We start from the raw sequence: 20,483 nt of genomic DNA on the forward strand, positions 1-20,483 counted from the left end.
ATTTTGGTCAAACTAGGGGAAAGAATGCGACGATAAAGAGGAGGACGTTTTGATGAAGCGTTTTGTTGCCATGATTTCTATGTTGGTTTTGGCTATTTCTATAGCGGGAACTCCCGGGTCTGTACTTGCTGCGCCAACAGAGAATGAAGTTGACAATTATCTGAAGGAAATCGGATGGACCCGACATGATTTGGATACTTATTTAAAGTTTTATGAAGTAAGCCTGGATGATTTCCGTGATATAGAGCATCTGCAGTCAGAGCTGGGAACCCCCATCAATAAAGAAATTCTCCATGGAATGCTCGACTCCTACAATCTGACGGAGGAAGAGCTGGAAATCCTGCTATCGAGGTTTGGAGAAAAGGTACAGGACTATACCTTCTTGGAGGACCTTGAAATTGCAGTGGATTTTTACCTGACGCATGAAGAGGAGGTTGCAAGGGCGGAGGATTTCCTTGTTTCCGTCGGCTTTCAGGCAGAGGAAGCACGACTGATATTCCAGCATATCCTTGGCTTGCCGAATGAAGTCTTGCAGGCGGAACTGGAGTTGCTGGAGCAAAAGGTTGAAGAAGAACCGAACTCCGTGGAAAAGATATTTTCGCTCTGGACAGATTTTATGAATGCGTTTGACGTAACCGCTAATCTTCATATGGAAAGTCGTGAAAATAAAGAGGCAATCACGCAGGAACAGCTTTTGCAGCCTGGATGGTTGGAAGGGAAAACGGTGCATTTGGAGCTTTTTAACCAGGAGGGAGAGCTTTTGGCCACTGCACAAATGAATGACCAGATTATTTCTCCTGCCTATGTTCAACAAACAGGAAAAGAATTGATCCATCTCGGACAACTCGGCGTGCAATTGAGTGATGAACTCTACCATAATAGAATGCCCGATACTGCCTCCCCGTATGGTTTGGGTATGGCTCTGGGATTCTTGCTTGTAGCCGCTGCAGGAATCCTATATCGCCGGTCCTTGGCAGTTGGAAGAGGGTAGTCCATGGTCAAGCTTCGAATAGCATCTATCGTGATATTTATTATTGGGGCCGCTTTGTTCGTGGGAAGCGGTCTTTCCTATTGGCAAGGGTATTCGGCTGTGGAGGAATGGGATGAAGGTGATCTACAGGATAAGGAGGATGTAAAGAATCCCTGGGGGCAGATGGAGGTCGGAGATTTGATCGGTAACCTCGCCATTCCTGAACTGGAGGCGAGTATTCCAATCTATCACGGAGCCTCTGAGGCTGAGTTGAAAAAGGGAATCGGCCATGTTGCAAATAGCATGTTGCCAGGGGAAGATGGTAATATCGTGCTTTCAGGCCATCGAGATACAGTATTCCGCCGGTTGGGGGAGTTAGAGTTGGGGGATTCGCTTCACGTGGAGAATGGCGGGCAGAGCTATCATTATAAAATTAAGCGGATTCGCATTGTGAAGGCGGATGATACGACGGTCCTTGTGCCAAAACCAAAGGAAACCCTTACTGTGACGACGTGTTATCCGTTTCGGTTTATCGGAAGTGCCCCAGAGCGATATGTTTTGGAGGCAGTGCGGATTTACTAGCTAAAGTATGGAGAAGTCATATTATCTTTCTATAGTAATTAAAAGGGGTAAATTCACTTTGTGTATATGAAAGTATTGTTATTGCTCCATTATCCTAGCATTTAATCAAACGTTCGTTTAAAAATTACTATAATAAAATACTGTGTGAGTTACATCCTTTATCGGAGCGAATGCTAGCAAGTGAAGGTTAATTTGCGTTATGCACAAAAACTCATGGTTTCTGCACAAAAAATTAAATTTGCGCACAAAAATCGTGGTTTACGATGAAAAATCCTGATTTGCGCAAAAAAACGCATCATTTGCGTGCAAAAAGTCAATAAACGACAAATATCGCGCGTCATGCCAAACAAAGTAATCTCACCGCCACAAAATAAAAAAGCCAACCACCAAAGGTCGGCTTATTATTTTGACTTCTGCAATACAGGCTTCTCATTGATTTTCTCCTTGAAAGCCTGCAATAGTTCATCCCCGTTAAAGCCGCTCTCCACCAATGATTCCAAGAGCTTTTCCGGATAGTTATTGTTGCGGCGGAACAGTTCTCCTTCAAAGAGGATGCTCATACGCTCGTCCATCACAGCCACGTTCCTGATAACAGCTTCGAATGAAGCGGGATCATTGGTTGGTTTGGAGATGGTAGCTTGGACATGAACAGTTTGTTTATTTTCTAATATGGATTGATATTTTTCCGGATTTTCCTTTGGAAGAAGGGCTTCAATGAGCCAGTTTTCCTTGCCGTATTCTCTATTGATGATCAATCCGTCTTGTAAGTCTAACTTTTCAACGTTTTCCCCGTGTACGATGGACAATGCAACAAGTTTGAACGTTTTCATACTTTCCCTCCAGCGGGTGTTATTGTCGTGCCTGTACCAATTTGGTTTTATTATATCATATTGGTTCGGAAAGATACGTTCCCATTAATTTGATTTGTTGTGAAAATTTTGCCCGTGGATTTCCGCTGCAGGCAATTGCTTTCCGCGGGGCTTGAGAGCCTCCTCGGCTGCGCCTGTGGGGTCTCCATCTAAGCGCTGTCTCCCGCAGGAGTCAATTGCCTTCCGCTGCAATCCACTCACGGTTTTAAAGTTTTTAAATTCCACACCGAAAAGTGTCTCTCTAAAAAATCTCTCCCATGATGAAATTTCATCTATTAAGAAGAGAGTGCTATACGAAATGTGATTTTGATTACGGGAAACGACCATTTTCGACTCAAAACCTTATGAAAAAATTAATAACCTCCATTTTACCAGTATCCCCTCTTGCAGTTATGATTACGGAGCAAGAGACAAGAATACGAAAAAGGAGGGAAGGAACGTGATTAATCAAGTTATTCTCGTTGGGCGATTGACGAAGGATCCAGAACTGAGGTATACGAGTGATGGAACGGCATTGGCAAGCTTTCATCTCGCGGTAAACCGAAATTTCAAAAACCAGGATGGTGTGGTGGAGGCGGATTTTGTATCCTGCACCGTGTGGAGAAAGCTGGCAGAGACAACAGCCAACTATTGCAGAAAAGGTGCTTTAATCGGAATTACCGGAAGGATCCAGACGAGGAAATACGAAGGTCAGAACGGTACGACGGTGTTTGTAACGGATGTGGTCGCAGATAATGTGCGATTTTTGGAACGGAAGCCGCCTGCAGTAAAGGTGGAAAAAACAGTGCAAAAAGAATTGGAAAAAGTGGAGCTGCCATTTTAACCATCTCTTTCGCTAATGTTGAATTGTTAACCATTAAGCAATAGGGAACCCCTCCCATGATGCTTTAGCCTTTCTAATAAAAGGCAACTTTTCGAAACAAGCTGCCTTTTTCTTTTGCTTATTAACCTGGATAAGCCCTCTTAGAATCTTCACAGAGAAAATGTCCTCCCTGCTCTCCAATATTTGTGCCAACCTGTTTCGGGTTGGCTCTTTTCAGGAAAGGTCTTCAACGAGAGTTCGAAAGTTCTTTTCTATGGTTTTTTTGTATTTGACATTCAGTTTTGTATACATATGTAGAGATTTCTTGAATTTTGGATTCTTTTTTAAATAATCGACTACCTCAAGTACTTCGTCATCGGTTTTTTGTAATTGATAAAGTTATAAAAAGGTTTCCATATTTGGAAAAAAACGAAATAATAGAAGTGAACCAATTATGTAGGAATAGGGGAGTGAGAAAATGGTAGAGTTCCATTTATACAGTATTGCATTTCTTCAAAGGGTAAAGAATCCGATTCATAATCAGGAGAATTATTTTATTTATATTAAGGAGCCTACCTATTCTTACGCAAGTCATGGTTTTTCTTTCTATGATGCCTTGCAGCTCTGTGATAGGGAGAGTCATGAATGTGATGATTGCGATGTCAGAAGTATTGTCACAAATAACCATCAAGCAGTAGAAATACAATTCCGTTCAACGGAAGATATGCAGATCATATCCATAAAAGTATATCTTGAAACAAGCTCCATAGAAATTTCCTCCTATGTCTGGCAAGAACACCGCAGAGCTTTCATCCGGTTTGACGATCCTCAGGAACTTGACGAACCACTTATTATCAGCCTTCTAAAGAGAATTTCCATCAAGCACAAAGGAAAAAGCAGTTTTCTTTCCCTTCCGAGGGTGAGAAGTATGCATCAGTAGCGTATAGATAGATGAAAAATAGGACACACCGTTACTATTGAATCGAATAGTGGTGATCCTATGTTTTTAAAAAGAAGAAAATACTATTATCTCTTCCTTGCAATCGGATGGACGGTGCTTCTATTTCACCTTTCCTCCATGTCCTATGCGTCCCAGGATATCAGGCCATATCTGAGATTGCTGGTGCCGGAGGAAAGCCTTTTGGTGTGGCTGAAGGGATTTCAGCTGAACTTTGATGGGAGTGTAATCAGTGTGGAAACGAGTGGAGGTTATGCTCTTGTGGAATTTCTATTCCGAAAGGCTGCCCACCTGTTCTTTTATTTTATGCTAGGGTTCGTCATTGTCCGTTACTTCCGCAGTTTCTTACATAATCGGAGAAGGCGGGTGTTCCTGTTGAGCTGCTGCATGGTGCTTTTCATTTCCATGCTGGACGAGTATCTTCAGTACCTTCATCCTGACAGGAGCGGCCGCTGGATAGATGTGTGGCTTGATTGTACCGGAGGGCTGGTCGGGATAACAGCGGGCTACATCACTTCCAAAGCCTCATCCATAAGAAAAAGCGCGAGTCATTCGATGTGAATGACTCGCGTTTTTTTAACATTGGCTGTTTTCGCATAAATTGTTGCTTTTTCGAATACAATTAAAGCCCGTAATATTACTCATATTCGTGCTCTTTTTTACGGCCAAAAGCAACAAACTCTTAGAAAAGAGCTTTAACGTAATGTCAGAAGTTCCTTCAGATCTTCGTTGCTAAGCTCGGTAATCCAGCCTTCGCTCGTAATGATCTGGTTGTTCAGTGCCTGTTTGGATTCGATCATGGCATCTATCTTTTCTTCCAGTGTCCCGGTTGCAATGAACTTATGGACATGGACGAAGCGGTTCTGACCGATCCGGTACGCACGGTCTGTTGCCTGGTTTTCCACTGCCGGGTTCCACCAGCGGTCATAGTGGATGACGTGATTGGCGGCTGTGAGGTTCAGTCCTGTTCCGCCTGCCTTCAAGGAGAGAACCAGCACATGGAACTCCCCGTTCTGGAAGGAGGTGATGAGATTATCACGGTCCTTCTTCACGACACTGCCATTTAAAAATCTACCTCTTTCACCAAGTGCTTTCTCAATGGCTTCAATAATCATATTCCCCATTGCGATGTACTGGGTAAAAATAAGGCAGCTTTCGTTGCGCAGACGAATCTGTTCCACGAGCTCCACCAGCTTCTCCATTTTCGTGGAGCGCATCATCAGGTTGGTCGGCTCTTCCTCTTTTAAATAAAGGGAAGGGTGGTCGCAAACCTGCTTCAGCTGACCTAGCATCTTCAGCACGAGACCTCTGCGCTGGATGCCACCCAAGGACTCCACTTTTTCCAACGTTTCTTTCACAAGCTGTTCGTAGATGGATGCCTGTTCGATGGTCAACGGGCAGTATTCCTTCTGCTCCTGCTTCTCCGGCAGGTTGAGTGCCACCTGCTCATCCTGCTTGGTTCGACGGAGCAGGAAAGGCTGGATGAGCATCTGCAGCTGCTGGATTTTGCGTTTATCCTGATCTTTTTCAATAGGAAGAACAAATTGCTTATGAAAGGCTCCTAATGATCCGAGGTATCCAGGATTAATAAAATCAAAGATCGCCCATAGCTCGGACAAGCGGTTTTCCATTGGCGTACCTGTCAGGGCGATATGGTGAAGACCTTGCAGATTCCGAACTGCCTGAGATTGCTTCGTATCGGCATTCTTGATGTTCTGCGCTTCGTCGAGGCAAACGGTGCTCCAACGAACATTGGATAGTTCTTCTTCATCCAAATGAGATATTGCATAGGAAGTCAGTACGACGTCTGCTCCTTTTATCGAATCCAAAAAGCTGTCGCCCTTATTTCGGTTTGTTCCGTAGTACAGCATGACGTTCAGGCTTGGAGCGAACTTTTCCAACTCCTTCTGCCAGTTCCCTAGAACAGAGGTCGGACAGATGATCAGAACCGGTTCACGCTCTTGATTATCCTCGAGCTCCTTGCACGCAAGGAAGTAGGCGATAAGCTGAATCGTTTTTCCGAGTCCCATATCATCTGCCAGGCATGCTCCAAATCCATGCTTTCTCAAAAACAGTAGCCAGGCGGCGCCTTGCTCCTGGTATGGGCGCAGTTCCCCTTTGAAGGTTGATGGAGCTTCAAAATCAGGAAGCGCTTTTCCTTGATAGAGCTGCTCGACCAGGTTCTGAAGCGGACCAGTCATCTCATAGGTGATTTCACTCATGGAGTAGCTTCCCGTTCCCTCCTGATGCTCGTCAAAGTGGTTGGAGGCGTGGCTTTTCAGAAGATCCTCGATACGGATCCCGGTTTCTTCCGCCTGCTTCATCATAAGTTTTATTTCTTCAATAAATTGAGGATCTAAAACGACCCATTCCCCTTTGATTTGAACAATGCGACGGTTCTGCTCCACCAATGCCAGGAACTCCTCTTCTGTCAGCTCCGTGTTCCTGGTGGAGAAACGCCACTCGAAATTGACAAGTGATTGCAGGCCGACAAAGGAGGTGGAATGGGAAGATCCTTTTTTGGAGCTGTTTACCCGAGCTTTGATTTTCAGTCGGGAATCTTTTACAGCCTGCCACCATGATGGAAGCAGGATAAAGCTGCCGATTTCGAGCAGTCTTTCACTGCCGTCCACCAGGAATCGCCATGCATCCTCTTCGGTTAAGGCCTCTCGGATCTGACCATTGGAAAATAGGGAAGGAGTGACACGCTGCCACTTCTTAAAGCTGCGCTCGACTTCTTTTTTGAACTTTTTATAAGAGGCGGGAAGTTTATCCTGCTCCCAGACGTATAATTCCTCCGTCTTTTTATCTTTTAGGAGGGTCTCCAGTCTCCAGTCCGCATAGGCTTCCTCCGGTTCCAATAATCGCAAGCCGACTGAGAATGGCGTGGTGTCCTTCAACCATCCAATATCCTTAAGCCAATCCTCTTCATCCAGATAATTGGTGTGGCTGTCATAGGAAAGAAGAGAGGCTGAATTAGAGTACTCCGCCCAATAGGAGCGCAATGTCTCGGTCTTCTCATTTTTTATCCAGTCCTTCATGATTGATCCAATCCACTCTTCTATTTTTTCCCTATAGGAGGGGAGAAGCGGATTTTCCTGGACCAGTTTGTTTCCTTCATCCGTCAAAGAAAAGGAAAGCCTGTCGTTCTGCCACTCGGAAAAATCAGGCTGAAATGCTTTCTGATTGAAAATGGATGAAACGGTTGGTGCCAATAGACGATACAGCTCCGATTGGTCACACCATTCAAGCTGCAGAAAAGAATTCTCCGTATTGTTTGCAAAAAGCTCCAATGCATCCGCTGGAGAAATGAAGATACCCGTTTTCCCCTGAAAAGCGGACTCCTGGAAAAAGGAACCAAAAAAAGAGCCTTCATGCCAGGTGAATAACAGCGGGATGAAACGCGAAGGCGGCAGTACAGATGATTTCAGCTGCACATATAGGAAAAACCTGTTCGTTTTTTCATCGTATATCGAGTTGGCGGATAATGATCCATTAATCATATGTGAATCTTCCTTTTTTCAGTTCTTCTTGGAAGGAGCGGAGTCGTTTGGTTCCTTCTTTTATCTGAGAAATATACTCCACCCAGACATCTTCGAGTTTTTCCTTTTTATATAAAGAGTGCAGAGCCTTTAATAAACTTGTTGCTTCCTTGTAGGAGCTCTTGTTCCGCTGGCCGATCGCCTGCTGAATGGCAATATGATAGAGGGGAAAGAGGGCGTACGGATCGGCTTTTTTGATTGTCTTGATCTTATATGCCTCGAGACCGCTTAGTTCAAACCCCATCCAAAGCTGGAGCTCCACCCACTTCCGAAATTTTTTCGTTTCGAAAAGGTACCACTCGTATTCGCCATAGCTATAGGGCATCAAGCTCTTCATCGCCTCGATGTACATGGCATCATGCTTTGTTTCCAGTGCGTAGTCCGTCAAAAGTTTCAAAAGGTGCTTTGTGAGCTGTCGTTTGCGGTCATAGGTCGGCTCATCATGGATATAGCTGGTAACGATAGGCAATGCGGTTTGCAGCCAAATATCCAATCGGTCCTTTGCCTTAGAGCTCGCTAGTGCCTGAAGCCAATTGAACACATAAGGAGCGTACCGATTGGAATGCTTCTTTACTATATGCAGTGCTTCATCGTCCTTTTTTTGAAGGAAAAGGAGATGTGTTTTTGCTAATTCGGCTTGCAGGGTCAGGTCGTCTTCCAGCTCTTTCAATTCGGATGACATCCAGTTTCTGCGTTGAAACACGTCATTCCACATGAACTGAAAGCAATAGAAAACCTCACGAATAAAAGGCTCTTCCTGCTGCAGGAGCATGTGTCGGATCAACTCCCTGCTTTCCTTCAACAAGGAGTCGAGCTGGAATGCAATCGCACTATGAAATAATCCTTTCGCTTCCTCCTCGACTTCATCCACGAAACGGTGCAGGATATCAACTATATATTGATAAGGCTGAGAAGAATCATAGTTTTTCATCACCTCTTGCATGCAAAAGAGAGAGGCGTGCAGGAGGAAGAGCGGGCGAATTTCAGCCTTTTTGGGTGCCAATAAACGGAGCTTTGGAAAGAATGCATGTGTCAGACCGGTCAAATACGTTCTGGTTGAAGGGATGGAACGCTTATATTGATCATGCTGATGCTCCACAAAGTCCAGCCAGCTTGTAAGAGATGTATCTGAATAGCTATCCACTTTCTTCTTTTGGAAAAGGGGGAGCGGTTCGGATGCGGTATGAGGGGTAGCTTCCTTCCATTTTTCAATGAGCGATGCGATGGTTCTTGTCTGTGACCAAAAAGCTAGAAAGGTTGCGAGCTGATGGATGCAAAGTGAAACAGATCCACATGAACACCTGCTCAATTCATGGATGTCCATATCCAGCAGTACATGGCGGTGGCCATTATCCTGCACCTTCCCTGTAATGCCAGAACCCTCTTCAAGGGCATTTATCACGTTTCCTTGCCGGAAAAGCTGCAGGGCGCCTTTTAGAAGTACACGGTTCTTTTCCTCTGACAGCGGATATGTATTGATTAACCAAGTTGCAAACTGCTCCATTTTTGTCACCATCCAAAACGAATAAAAGGCCTACTTATCATATGTAGACCTTTCTTTTAGTTGATGTTCAAAAAGTCCGGTAAAAATAGCTTCGAATTTCTTCGTCAGCTTGTCTCTGTGCTCCTCGCGTATACAAACCATACGCTGCGGTGCTCGAGACTTCGCTTCCTCGAACTTCTTTGCTCTTTTTATCCTCCTTTTTGAACACGCACTTTTACGGTAAAATCTTCTTATTCCATTATAGGTTTTTTAACAAGGAGTTACAACCTTGGGGAAAACTTCCCTTCTTATTCCACGTTAAATGCTTCTTTGGCGGACGCTTGGAAATTTTGTTCTGTGAAGACGAACTCGATGGTGTATTCTCCTTTAGCCAGACCGGAGGCTACTTCTTCAAAGGATGCAGAATAGGAAACCGTTTCCCCGGGGGCAATGACTTCTTCCTTGATTGCTTGCGTGTACATCATTCCTTCCGATAACTTCTTGACTAGCTTACCTTCTGAATCGTACACCATATAATCATATTCCTGGCCAGAGGAAAATGTTATTTCCGCGTCTTTGCCAGTATCATTTTCTACTGTAAAGACGAAAGAGCTGTCCTTTTGTTCCAACGTGCTGGAGAGTTTCTGCTTGTTCGGGTCTTCTCCCTTTACTTCCTTATTTCTATCCGGTTTCTTCAAGCCGCTTTCTCCTCCTGGGCTGCCTGTCTTATTTTCCTCATTATTTCCATCTGAACTGTTTGTCGTTTCGTCTGGTGCCTCAGTAGCCGTGTTGTTCTCCTGGGCTGTACCGCATGCGGCCAAAAGAAGGGACATTGTGAGTAAAAGTGCGATTCTCTTCATCATCATTCCTCCATCTGTGCTATTTCATTCTGGGATATACCTTGTTTCCTACTCTATCAAACCGTGTTATGACCCATACGTCTCTTTGTAAGGTTAGACGCAAAATAATATAAAAGGTTACAGGGGTGGATGGGGCAGGTGCCTTGTTTAGTCAATTAATGACAGTGTGTGCATATCATACTAGTACAAAGAAACCAATATGAATGAGGTGGAAGGGATGAAGATTGTGTTAGATGCCGGTCATGGATATAACACACCAGGAAAACGTACACCAGATGGAATGAAAGAGTACGAATTTAATCGTGTTGTAGCGGAATTTGCCAGACAGGAGCTGTCAAGGTATCAAAATGCCGAAGTTCTATTTACTCATTCGGACGACCGGGATGTCCCTTTGCAGGAGCGTACAGATCGTGCAAATAGCTGGGGGGCTGATGCATTTGTTTCCATACATGCCAATGCTTATGGGGCAGGGGGTTGGAACACGGTAAATGGGATCGAGACATATACACCGACAGTTGCTTCCCCAAACTCCGATCTTCTGGCAAATTCGGTTCATAAAAGGCTGATACAGGAAACTGGCAGAAGAGATAGAGGGATCAAATCAGCAGATTTCCATGTTTTAAGAGAGACGAACATGGCGTCTATTCTGTGTGAATGCGGGTATATGACCTATTACCAAGAAGCGCAGCTATTAAGGACGGATAGCTATCGGGAAACATGTGCCCGTGCCATTGCAGAAGGTATTGCGGAACACTTCAATCTGGAGCTGAATACGACAGGTCTCCCATCAACCAATTCCTATAAGGTCCAAGTTGGCGCATTCAAGGCAAAGGAAAATGCAGATAACCTAGCAAAAGAATTGGATCGCAAAGGCTATAGCACCTTTGCTTTTCTAGAACAGGGACTGTATAAGGTCCAAGTTGGCGCATTTTCACAAAAGGAAAATGCCGACCGTCTGGCAGAACAATTGCGCAAGCAGGGATATTCGACGTTTATTAGTGCATAGGATATGGGGTGGCAGTTGGGAAAAGCGCTCCACCCTTTCGTGAGTACCCTGTCAGTTATGGTACTTCTAATAAAATTGTCATATAAAAATAATTTCATTTGTAATAAAAACAGGAAATTTGTCCCCATTTAGCGAAATTAATAGAAAACTTGCTAGAAAGAGAGAAAGGAGGCAGCACTCATGGGGAAAATCAAAATCGGACCAAAAACAAAGGCTATTATCAATTTCGTTTGCTTTGCATTGTCTTTGCTATTATTAATTTATAATATCAGTATTGTTGGTTTCTTCTATTTGCTGGTTACATATGGGGAAGAGAAAGGGACACTGATTTATTCCTTGATCAGCGTAACAGGAATCTTTTTGGTCGTCATTCCGTTGGTGTTCCGGATGGCAAAGCAGAGATTTTACCACTATACACTGATTGCCACACATCTTTTAGCAGCGTTCTTACCGATGGTTATGCAAAGGATGTCGGGAATTTTTAATGGGATACTATAAATAAACATTGAAGTTTTCTGATTTTTGTGTAAAATAGTACATATGAAATCGTTTGCACTAGTGGCTATTTACATACTATACGGTGCAGGCGATTTTTTTATGTCCAAATTCATATTCAGTAAAACGTTTTATCCAATGTAATTAATATGGAAATGAATAATCCATGTCTATATAATGAAGATAGAAAATATGTTGCATGCACTTTTCGGGGTGTTGGTCCGACATGAAAAGGAGAAGAGTGGATAGTGAGAAAAGGGATGATTCTGGCCCTCTTGTTTATTATAGGAGGGATTTCGTTTATCGGGTATGGATTGTATGAGAAGTGGACGTTAGATCGTAAAACGGAAGCTGCCCTTCAAGATGCGGTGGCGCTGACTTCCGGAGATCAGGAGAAGGAAACAGCTCCTAGTTCGGAAAAGGACAGAGAGTGGCCGACCAAGCCCGAAGATTGGGACCCGGCTGTTGGTGATGTAGTAGGCATCTTGCAGATTCCGAGGTTTGAAGCGCAGCTGCCGATTGTAGAAGGAACGGATCCCGATGAATTGGAAAAGGGAGTAGGTCACTACCGTGGTGCATCCTATCCAGGGGAGCTCGGACAGATCGTCTTCTCCGGCCATCGCGACACCGTATTCCTGCGTCTGGGGGAATTGGAACTGGGGGATAAGTTTGTGGTTTCCCTGCCTTATGGGGATTACATGTATGAAATCTATGAAACAAAAATTGTCGACAAAGACGATACAAGCATCATTACCCTGCAGAAAGAAAAAGAAGAATTGATCCTGACAACCTGCTATCCGTTCACCTTAACTGGGCGGGCGCCTGAGAGATACATCGTGTATGCGAAGCCGGTTTTATAATGAGAAGAGGACACCTTTATGGGTGTTCTTTTTTATTTTCTTCACAGTAAATGTTTTAGAAAACAAAATTAGGGAAAAAGCCTTAAGATGGTTCCATATAAAGTAAAAACTGAGTAATGAAACTTTAAGACACAATAGTGAAGTAATAAAGAAATTATCTTACAAATTCCTTTTAAAAACGACAAAAAAAGGCTATTCACAGAATATTATTATTTTGTTAACATATACTATAGTTGTATGGTGCAAAAGTACTAACAGGAGGTTCTGTATGATAGATTTGAATTGTCACATACTCCCGTCTATGGATGATGGAGCTAAACATATGACCGAATGTATCGAAATGGCCCGAACAGCAGTGTCACAAGGTATAGAAATAATAGTGGCGACTCCTGCTATTTCACAGGGTTCTATTCAAGATATATTAGAAAAAGTCAATGTTCTAAATGAGAGGTTAAAAAATGAGTCCATTCATTTAACTGTTTTACCCGGTCAAGAGTGTCCAATTTCAGATGATTTTATGAGTAAATATGAAAATGGACAAATGCTGACAATTAACAATGCAAACAAATTTATCTTTCTCAGCTTTGAAGCTAGTCATGTACCTCACTATACAGAACAACTCCTTTATGATATCCAAATGAAAGGTTTAACCCCTATCATTGCTCATCCGGAAATGAATATAGAACTAATGGAATCACCAGACAAGCTTTATCAATTGGTGAAAAAGGGTGCATGTGTGCAACTAAATGCAGGAAGTGTGATTGGTAATAATGGGAAAAAGGTCAAGAGGTTTGTTAGTGAATTAATAGATTCCAATTTGGCTCATTTTATTGCATCAGATGCCCATGACAAAAAAAGCAGTTCTTTTTTGTTGCAAGAAGCGTATTCCACTATTGAAAAAGGTTTCGGATCAGATATAAAAGAAATTCTTCTAGAGAATGCAGAATTAGTGGTCGAAGGAAATTCCGTTATCAAAGAAGTTCCAAGTAGAGTGAAAAGGAAAAAACTGTTCGGTATTTTTAAATAGGATATGGAAGATGAGGGGGCACAATAAGGTGCCTTTTTTTAATTGGCTAAAGGATTCCATCAAGAGTAAAAAGCATTCAATCGAATCCTTCTTTGATTTCAATTGTAAGATAGAAACAGAAATCTACTTACTTTTTTGTAAGAAAATGTAGATATATGGTGACAACTCTTATATAATATCAATTGTATGTCAAGGAAACTAGATACTATATGTATTTAAATTAAATTTTGGAGGTTCAAATGGAAGAGACGATCAGCTTAAGGGAGTTATTTCAAACGTTGAAAAAACGTCTTTCTCTCATTGTTATTATTACGTTAATTGCAACTACTGTCAGTGGGGTAGTGAGTTTTTTCTTACTTACGCCAATTTATCAAACTTCAACCCAGCTATTAGTCAACCAATCCAGCAATAATGAGCAAAATATGTACAATGTTAATGATATTAGAACAAATATAGAATTAATTAATACGTACAATGTCATTATTAAGAGTCCAAGGATTTTGGAACTAGTACAAGAAGAATTAAACTTAGAACGTTCTACAGGTGCATTAAACAATCAAATCCAAGTTTCAAGCGAGCAGAACTCCCAGGTATTGTCCATTACTGTGCAGGATGAAGATCCAGCTATGGCGGTCAACATTGCGAATACATTGGCTAATGTTTTCCAAAGTGAATTAACGAATATTATGAATGTTGACAACGTGAGTGTTCTTGCAGCTGCCCAATTAGCTGAAGACCCTTCACCTGTAAAACCTAGACCAGCTTTAAATATGGCTATTGCTTTTGTAGTTGGCTTAATGGCTGGAGTAGGAATCGCGTTCCTTCTAGAATATTTGGATAACACAATTAAGACAGAGCAAGATATAGAGAAACTATTGGACTTACCAGTATTAGGTGCTATTCCTGTTATGACAGAAAACGACCAACGTGGAATGCCTGCAACGAGAGAAAAGCGCGGTTCTGTAAGGAGTGAGTCAGTTGGCTAAGAAAAAACAAGCATCATTAATGAGAAGTTTGATTGCGATGACTAACCCGAAATCACCAATTTCGGAGCAATATCGTACGATTCGAACAAACATTGAGTTCTCTCAAATTGATCGTCAAATCCGTACGCTGATGGTTACGTCAACAGGCCCTGGAGAAGGAAAATCTACTACTGTAGCTAACTTGGCTACGGTATTTGCCCAACAAGGTAAACAAGTACTTTTAATTGATGCGGATTTAAGAAAACCTACCGTTCATTATACTTTTCGCTTACAAAATACAACGGGCCTTACCAATGTATTAACTAGGCAATTAACATTAAAAGAAGCTGTATTCAAATCCAAGATTCCTAATTTATTCATACTTCCAAGTGGCCCGATTCCTCCAAATCCGGCAGAATTACTTGGTTCAAAAATGATGAGAGATTTGTTGGATGAATTAAAAGAAGAGTTTGATGTAGTTCTGTTTGATACACCACCTGTATTGGCAGTAACAGATGCGCAGATTTTGGCTAATAAATGTGATGGGACTATTTTAGTGGTATCAAGCGGCAAGACTGAAAATGAAAATGCACTTAAAGGAAAAGAGCTTTTAGAAAAGGCAAATGCAAATGTTATTGGTGTAGTGCTTAACAATAAAAAGCTTAAAGAAGGAAATTATTACTATTACTATGGGGAAAAATAGTCGTCTTGACTATCTTTCCTTTTTTTATTTTTCTATGATACTATTAAAGGTAGTTAATCAGGAATAAAGACCTAGGATGCAGGGAGGTACTAACATGATAGATATTCATTGTCATATCATTCCTAATATAGATGATGGTGCAAAGCATTTAACGGAAAGTGTAGAAATGGCAAATCAGGCTGTAAAAGAAGGTATTACTCATATTATTGCAACTCCCCACCATAAAAACGGTAAATACAATAATACAAAAGAAGAGATATATAAATATGTTACTCAATTAAACTCAGTTCTTGAAAGCAGACAAATTGATTTAACCATTCTGCCTGGACAAGAGACGAGAATTTATGGAGAGATTTTAGAGGATTATGACCGCGGAGAAATTCTCACATTAAATAATACTGGGAAATATCTATTTGTGGAACTACCTTCCAATCATGTACCAAGATATACTCAACAACTACTTTATGATATTCAACTTCAAGGCATCACACCAATCATTGTGCATCCAGAACGTAATTCCGAGATAATCGAAAATCCAGAGGTCCTTTACAATCTAGTGAAAAAAGGGGTTTGCACCCAAGTGACAGCTACTAGCTTAGTCGGTGGGTTCGGGAAGAAAATTAAGAAGTTTTCCTATGAATTAATTGAATCGAACCAAACGCATTTCATTGCCTCTGATGCACATGGACTAAAAACGAGAAACTTTAATATGCAGAAGGCTTTCACTTTAATAGATAACGATTTTGGCAGTAGCATGAGGTATTACTTTATGGAAAATGCTGAGTATCTGGTAAATGGTGAAGGGTTGATGATCGATCCTCCAGAACGAATAAAAAAGAAAAAGTTTTTAGGTATATTTTAATTGAAAAGACTACCCCATTAAATAATAAGGGTAGTCTTTTCCGTTTTCTATTGATTTTTTGCCACCGATTCGCCTTCGATGGATAAATGTTTTTTAAGTTGATTAGAAAGCTTCATTCTTTCTTCTTCTGTAACAATAAGATAGTAAATATCTTGAGTTCCGTTACTGATCATTTGACCTTGGCCTGAGATCTGGTGCTGCTGGAGCTCGTGTCTTGCCTCTTTATAATTTGCTTGAATGTCAACCATTTCGTCAAAAGTCAAGTTGGTTTTTACGTTGTTTCCTAAAATTTCTAGAATATCATCGAATTTTGTCACCGATGAGATGGAAGCACCTTTATTAATTACACCTTGAATGATTTCTCTTTGACGTTGTTGACGTCCAAAATCACCGCGAGGATCATCATAGCGCATACGTGAATATGCTAAAGCTTTTTCTCCGTCTAAATCCAATGTTCCTTTTGTGAAGTCAAATCCACTATGACTAAATACCAAGTTGTTTTCTACCGTTACTCCACCAACTGCATCGACGATATCTTTAAAGCTTTCCATATTTACTTGGACAAAATAGTCAATTGGAATATCCAAGAAATTTTCTACGGTCGCGATAGACATTTCAGGACCGCCAAATGCATAGGCATGATTTATTTTATCATCAAAGCCTTTTCCGATAATTTCTGTTCTTGTATCACGGGGTATACTAACCATTTGCATGGATTTATCATTAGGATTCACCGTTAAAACAATCATGGAATCAGAACGTCCACGGTCACCAGGTCTTTCATCTACACCAAGAATTAAAAAGGATAGTGGGTCTTTTTTCTTAAAATCTACTTCTTTTGGCCTTTTTTCAGATGCAGTTCGATCAAGAGGTGTATGCATAGAAGCGGCAGTATCCTCCAATGATTTATATACGGTAAAAGCAAAAACACCAACACCAATGGCACTAACACTTAAAATACTAATTAATATAACAAACCATTTCTTTTTTAACATGAAGTCCTCTTCCTTTTTCTTTAATCGTTACTATCATTGATTATAGGTTTTTATATAATCCAATACAACTACAATCGTAACATAAATTGTAGAAAAATATATGTAATGTATATTTATTACATATAGAGAAAGATATTTTAGTAGAATTTTCCGGAGATGTATTGAAGTTTTGGATAATAATAGTATATTAAATGAAGAGGTGATTTATATGAGAATATTAACTGTAATAGTAGCCTTAAGCTGTGTGGTGGCGATTGTCTTCGGAAGTATACACTGGAAGCAAAAAATCGCTACAGTATCAACTGAGGAAGTTATTGCAACTACAAACATAGAAAACGATAAGGATCCGAAAACCGATGAAAAAACAATGGAAACGAAGGATATTTCTATTGAAGAAATGACATCTTCTTTACCAGCTGAAGCAGCATCCAAGCTTATTGTCGCAAAAGAAACAGACGATACGGTTGAGATTGTTATTGTAGGTTCAGAAGCCAATACAATGGGAGACCGTATCTGGCCGGACATTTTTAAAGAGAAGATGAATGAAACGTATGGAGAAATGGTAAACATTACTGTATTTGATATTCAGAATGTCACCACAGAAATGGTAGTAAGTGATGAATTACATATGGAAGCTGTAAAACAAAATACGGATATCATAATTTTGGAACCATTTATGTTAAATGATAATGGTGCTGTAACTATCGACGATACCCTAGTGAATATTCAGACGATTATTGAAGATTTTAAGGCAGTGAATAAAGAGGCATATATCTTCTTGCAGCCAGCCCACCCAATTTATAATGCCACTTTTTATCCGTTGGAAGTGGAGCAGTTAAAAACCCTAGCTGAAAATGAAGGACATACTTTTATTGATCATTGGAAGAATTGGCCGGATTATCAATCTGAAGAAATAAAAGATTATATTTTATATGATAGTGCCAGCATTGCACCTAATGAAAAAGGACATGAAGTTTGGGCTGAATATATTACGGACTTATTTATTGCAACCAAGCAAGAATAATAGAAAAAGACTCCAGTGCATGAAGATTACACTGGAGTTTTTTTATAGCTGAAAAAGACAGATTATCCATGTGAAAAAAGAAGCGATTAAAATACCAATCATCGAGTAAGATGATCCTTTTGCGCGTTTTGAATTATCTCCTATATAGAGAAGATAGAGAGATGGTACCAAAAACCACGGCAATGCGATTAATAGAGCTAACAAATAGAAGAGGGGAATTCCGTTATCATAGCCGAATTTAAAAACGAATGCTGGAATTCCGAGAGCAGTTGAAGAGATGCAGGTGAATAAAATAGTATGTAGCCAATACGTTTCGAAAAAGGTTGCATATCTTTCTTTTTTGAATCTTATGGAAGGACGCTTGATGGCCGGAAAGACTTTTTTTGCAAACTCCATTAATAATTCCCCTTAGTAATCTATCTACTTCATTATTTAAATACTACCCAACTAATCTGAAAAATATGCTAAATTATTCCTTTGAAAAATGAAATTTATATCTCTGTAGACCTCATTCCAAAAACTTCCACTACAAAAATCTATTAAAAGTTACATATTAATGAAATATTAGACAAATTACCTATTCATGCTCGTGTCATTTTTTTGGTAATATTGAAATTGTAATGAAATAATTGTCACTCATCATTAAAGGAGGAAAACTTTTGATTCAAAAATGTATTGTTGCTGTAAAGTTTTGTTTAGTGCTTATGTTATTAATGGCTGTAGACAAAGGCTTTGCCGAAATGGATGTTCAAAAACATCAAATAAATCCTATCGGTGATAACACGGTAGTCTTTGGAAACTATAAAATAAATATTTCGAACGGTGAAAACTCTTCTGTGAGCATTTATTCCAATGATAGTTTAATAGAAGAGTGGGTAGATGAATTTGCAGGAGTTACAAAAGTTTACACATGGATAAAAGATGAGAAGCATTATTTTCTGCTTGAAAATACAATAAGTGGAACTGGAAGTTTCACACGTTTTGTAATTTTTGAGCTAATTGATGATGAAATGAAACGCGTTTTTTTATCCAATGATTATCAAGCAGGTTCGATCGATATGGTAGAAAACAGAATAGAAGTGACATATCTAGACAGCAATGGAAACCATCTTGAAAGTAATAACTTTTTGAAGGATCTATACGTCCAGAATGATGAGGGGACTATTTCCTTAACAGAACAAGGAATAAAAGCGAATGTCAAAATGAATTCTTCTCCACAAGAACTCTTCTCCTTTCAATCAACAGGGGCTGAAGATGATTTAAAAGGGGAAAACCCGACTACTTCAGAATTAAACAATTTACTAACTCAAGAGGCGCTTAAAGCAGGTATTCCTCCTGAAATAATAAAAGCGATAGCGTGGCAGGAAAGCTCATGGAGACAATACAGAACAAATGACGATCCCAATGGGACTTGGGAGAAGGGCGACCCGATCGTTTCATTTGATGGCGGCATTGGAATCATGCAGATTACTGAGCCTAATATGACAGCGGATAGAGCTGTAAGGTTGAAAACGGATATTGTATATAATATACAAGAGGGTATTAGAATATTAAAAGATAAGTGGACTTACAGTAACTGGGGTAGAATACCGCAAATAAACGGAAATGACATGCAGATAATGGAAGATTGGTATTTTGCGATTATGGCGTATAATGGGATTTCAAGACGTAATGATCCACAGTACTACCCAAATAATACTTACCAAGATGTTATTTACAGTCACATTGAAAGATACTCGCAAATGGTAACGACAGCATTTCCGGTACAGCTATTAAGAGATGATATTTATTATACAAATTCAGGCTCCTTGCAATTCAGAAAACCTCACTATCATGTTAATGGGCCATATCAAACTTCTAAACACTTATTCAATAATGGGGATATTGTGAAGGCAACAGAAAGTGGAGTGCGTTTAAGAACAAGTCCAGAAGGAACTGAAGTTAGAAAAACCTTAGCTGGAGAAGCTTTGCAAATAGTTGGAGCTTATCAGGCAGGCACTAATAATTCAAACCACTTTGTATGGTATCCCGTAAAAGATATGCATTCAAATGAAACATATTATATTGCTTCAAGCTATTTGGAGAATATGAGAATTTCTGGTGTGAACCGGTATGCTACTGCTGTCAGTATTTCCAGAGCTGGTTGGGACAAGTCTGAAGTGGTTGTCTTGGCAAGAGGGGACAATTTTCCTGATGCTCTTGCTGGTACACCACTAGCATACCAACTTAATGCTCCGATACTACTAACTAAAAGCAATGAATTAGTAGAGGAAACAAAACAGGAACTTCTAAGACTTGATGCAAAGAAAATAATTATTCTTGGTGGTAGCAGTGCTATAACTCCTGGAGTGGAAAAATTATCCGTGATCTGGGAATTGAAGTAGAAAGAATTGCAGGAACTACTCGTTTTGAAACAGCTAAACTTATTGCAAATAAAATGGGTAAGAGCTTCTCAACTGTAGTTGTCACGAATGGTTATG

20 protein-coding genes are annotated in these 20,483 nt (G+C 40.5%); 14 read left to right on the forward strand and 6 right to left on the reverse strand.

What is annotated here, in order from left to right:
* Positions 1-52: 52 nt before the first annotated feature.
* Both ABN702_RS22750 and ABN702_RS22755 read left to right on the forward strand, forming a co-directional pair.
* Complete coding sequence (locus ABN702_RS22750; RefSeq protein WP_417898846.1) at positions 53-991, forward strand: processed acidic surface protein; 939 nt, start codon at positions 53-55, stop codon at positions 989-991.
* Between the two features lie 3 nt (positions 992-994).
* Entirely contained in the window at positions 995-1,552 is a 558-nt protein-coding gene (locus tag ABN702_RS22755) for a class D sortase (protein WP_417898847.1), read from the forward strand.
* A gap of 401 nt (positions 1,553-1,953) precedes the next feature.
* On the opposite strand, the gene ABN702_RS22760 is transcribed toward ABN702_RS22755, so the two are convergent.
* The gene (locus tag ABN702_RS22760) at positions 1,954-2,382 is read right to left on the reverse strand and encodes a YwpF family protein (protein ID WP_417898848.1); all 429 of its coding nucleotides are present in this window, start codon (positions 2,380-2,382) and stop codon (positions 1,954-1,956) included.
* 478 nt (positions 2,383-2,860) lie between these two features.
* On the opposite strand from ABN702_RS22760, the gene ssb reads away from it, so the two are divergent.
* From ssb to ABN702_RS22775, 3 genes are all read left to right on the forward strand, one after another.
* Positions 2,861-3,244: a single-stranded DNA-binding protein gene (gene ssb / locus ABN702_RS22765; RefSeq protein ID WP_417898849.1), complete on the forward strand. Its 384-nt coding sequence runs from the start codon at positions 2,861-2,863 to the stop codon at positions 3,242-3,244.
* Positions 3,245-3,701: 457 nt separating this feature from the next.
* Positions 3,702-4,163 (forward strand): hypothetical protein, encoded by a 462-nt coding sequence (locus ABN702_RS22770; protein ID WP_417898850.1) that lies wholly within the window; start codon positions 3,702-3,704, stop codon positions 4,161-4,163.
* 60 nt (positions 4,164-4,223) lie between these two features.
* Positions 4,224-4,742 (forward strand): VanZ family protein, encoded by a 519-nt coding sequence (locus ABN702_RS22775; RefSeq protein ID WP_417898851.1) that lies wholly within the window; start codon positions 4,224-4,226, stop codon positions 4,740-4,742.
* Between the two features lie 134 nt (positions 4,743-4,876).
* On the opposite strand, the gene ABN702_RS22780 is transcribed toward ABN702_RS22775, so the two are convergent.
* The 3 genes from ABN702_RS22780 to ABN702_RS22790 form a co-directional block, all read right to left on the reverse strand.
* Entirely contained in the window at positions 4,877-7,684 is a 2,808-nt protein-coding gene (locus ABN702_RS22780) for a DEAD/DEAH box helicase (RefSeq protein ID WP_417898852.1), read from the reverse strand.
* Positions 7,677-9,227, reverse strand: coding sequence for a hypothetical protein (locus ABN702_RS22785; RefSeq protein WP_417898853.1), 1,551 nt, complete (start codon positions 9,225-9,227; stop codon positions 7,677-7,679). The genes ABN702_RS22780 and ABN702_RS22785 overlap by 8 nt, the downstream gene beginning before the upstream one ends.
* Before the next feature lie 287 nt (positions 9,228-9,514).
* Positions 9,515-10,072, reverse strand: a complete 558-nt coding sequence (locus tag ABN702_RS22790; RefSeq protein WP_417898854.1) for a BsuPI-related putative proteinase inhibitor — start codon at positions 10,070-10,072, stop codon at positions 9,515-9,517.
* A gap of 211 nt (positions 10,073-10,283) precedes the next feature.
* On the opposite strand from ABN702_RS22790, the gene ABN702_RS22795 reads away from it, so the two are divergent.
* The 7 genes from ABN702_RS22795 (at position 10,284) to ABN702_RS22825 (ending at position 15,984) form a co-directional block, all read left to right on the forward strand.
* Positions 10,284-11,072 (forward strand): N-acetylmuramoyl-L-alanine amidase, encoded by a 789-nt coding sequence (locus ABN702_RS22795; RefSeq protein WP_417898855.1) that lies wholly within the window; start codon positions 10,284-10,286, stop codon positions 11,070-11,072.
* A 180-nt stretch (positions 11,073-11,252) separates the two neighbouring features.
* Positions 11,253-11,570 carry a hypothetical protein gene (locus tag ABN702_RS22800; protein WP_417898856.1) on the forward strand — a complete coding sequence of 106 codons (318 nt, stop codon included), beginning with the start codon at positions 11,253-11,255 and terminating at the stop codon, positions 11,568-11,570.
* Between the two features lie 245 nt (positions 11,571-11,815).
* Positions 11,816-12,427: a class D sortase gene (locus tag ABN702_RS22805; RefSeq protein ID WP_417898857.1), complete on the forward strand. Its 612-nt coding sequence runs from the start codon at positions 11,816-11,818 to the stop codon at positions 12,425-12,427.
* Positions 12,428-12,695: 268 nt separating this feature from the next.
* Complete coding sequence (locus ABN702_RS22810) at positions 12,696-13,454, forward strand: tyrosine-protein phosphatase (RefSeq protein WP_417898858.1); 759 nt, start codon at positions 12,696-12,698, stop codon at positions 13,452-13,454.
* A gap of 239 nt (positions 13,455-13,693) precedes the next feature.
* Entirely contained in the window at positions 13,694-14,440 is a 747-nt protein-coding gene (locus ABN702_RS22815; protein WP_417898859.1) for a YveK family protein, read from the forward strand.
* A complete protein-coding gene (locus ABN702_RS22820) occupies positions 14,433-15,122 on the forward strand; it encodes a CpsD/CapB family tyrosine-protein kinase (RefSeq protein ID WP_417898860.1) in 690 nt (229 codons plus the stop codon). Before ABN702_RS22815 ends, ABN702_RS22820 begins: the two co-directional genes overlap by 8 nt.
* A 94-nt stretch (positions 15,123-15,216) precedes the next feature.
* Positions 15,217-15,984 (forward strand): tyrosine-protein phosphatase, encoded by a 768-nt coding sequence (locus ABN702_RS22825; RefSeq protein WP_417898861.1) that lies wholly within the window; start codon positions 15,217-15,219, stop codon positions 15,982-15,984.
* A 47-nt stretch (positions 15,985-16,031) separates the two neighbouring features.
* On the opposite strand, the gene ABN702_RS22830 is transcribed toward ABN702_RS22825, so the two are convergent.
* Complete coding sequence (locus tag ABN702_RS22830) at positions 16,032-16,979, reverse strand: LytR family transcriptional regulator (protein ID WP_417898862.1); 948 nt, start codon at positions 16,977-16,979, stop codon at positions 16,032-16,034.
* 208 nt (positions 16,980-17,187) lie between these two features.
* Between ABN702_RS22830 and ABN702_RS22835 the strand changes: the two genes are divergently transcribed.
* Entirely contained in the window at positions 17,188-18,003 is an 816-nt protein-coding gene (locus tag ABN702_RS22835) for an SGNH/GDSL hydrolase family protein (RefSeq protein WP_417898863.1), read from the forward strand.
* Positions 18,004-18,045: 42 nt separating this feature from the next.
* On the opposite strand, the gene ABN702_RS22840 is transcribed toward ABN702_RS22835, so the two are convergent.
* Entirely contained in the window at positions 18,046-18,399 is a 354-nt protein-coding gene (locus ABN702_RS22840) for a hypothetical protein (RefSeq protein WP_417898864.1), read from the reverse strand.
* 263 nt (positions 18,400-18,662) lie between these two features.
* Between ABN702_RS22840 and ABN702_RS22845 the strand changes: the two genes are divergently transcribed.
* Entirely contained in the window at positions 18,663-20,387 is a 1,725-nt protein-coding gene (locus tag ABN702_RS22845) for a cell wall-binding repeat-containing protein (RefSeq protein ID WP_417898865.1), read from the forward strand.
* Positions 20,388-20,483 lie beyond the last annotated feature (96 nt).

Origin of the sequence: Bacillus haimaensis (assembly GCF_048270625.1) — a bacterium.
In the GTDB taxonomy this organism is placed as follows: domain Bacteria; phylum Bacillota; class Bacilli; order Bacillales; family Bacillaceae_I; genus Sutcliffiella_A; species Sutcliffiella_A haimaensis.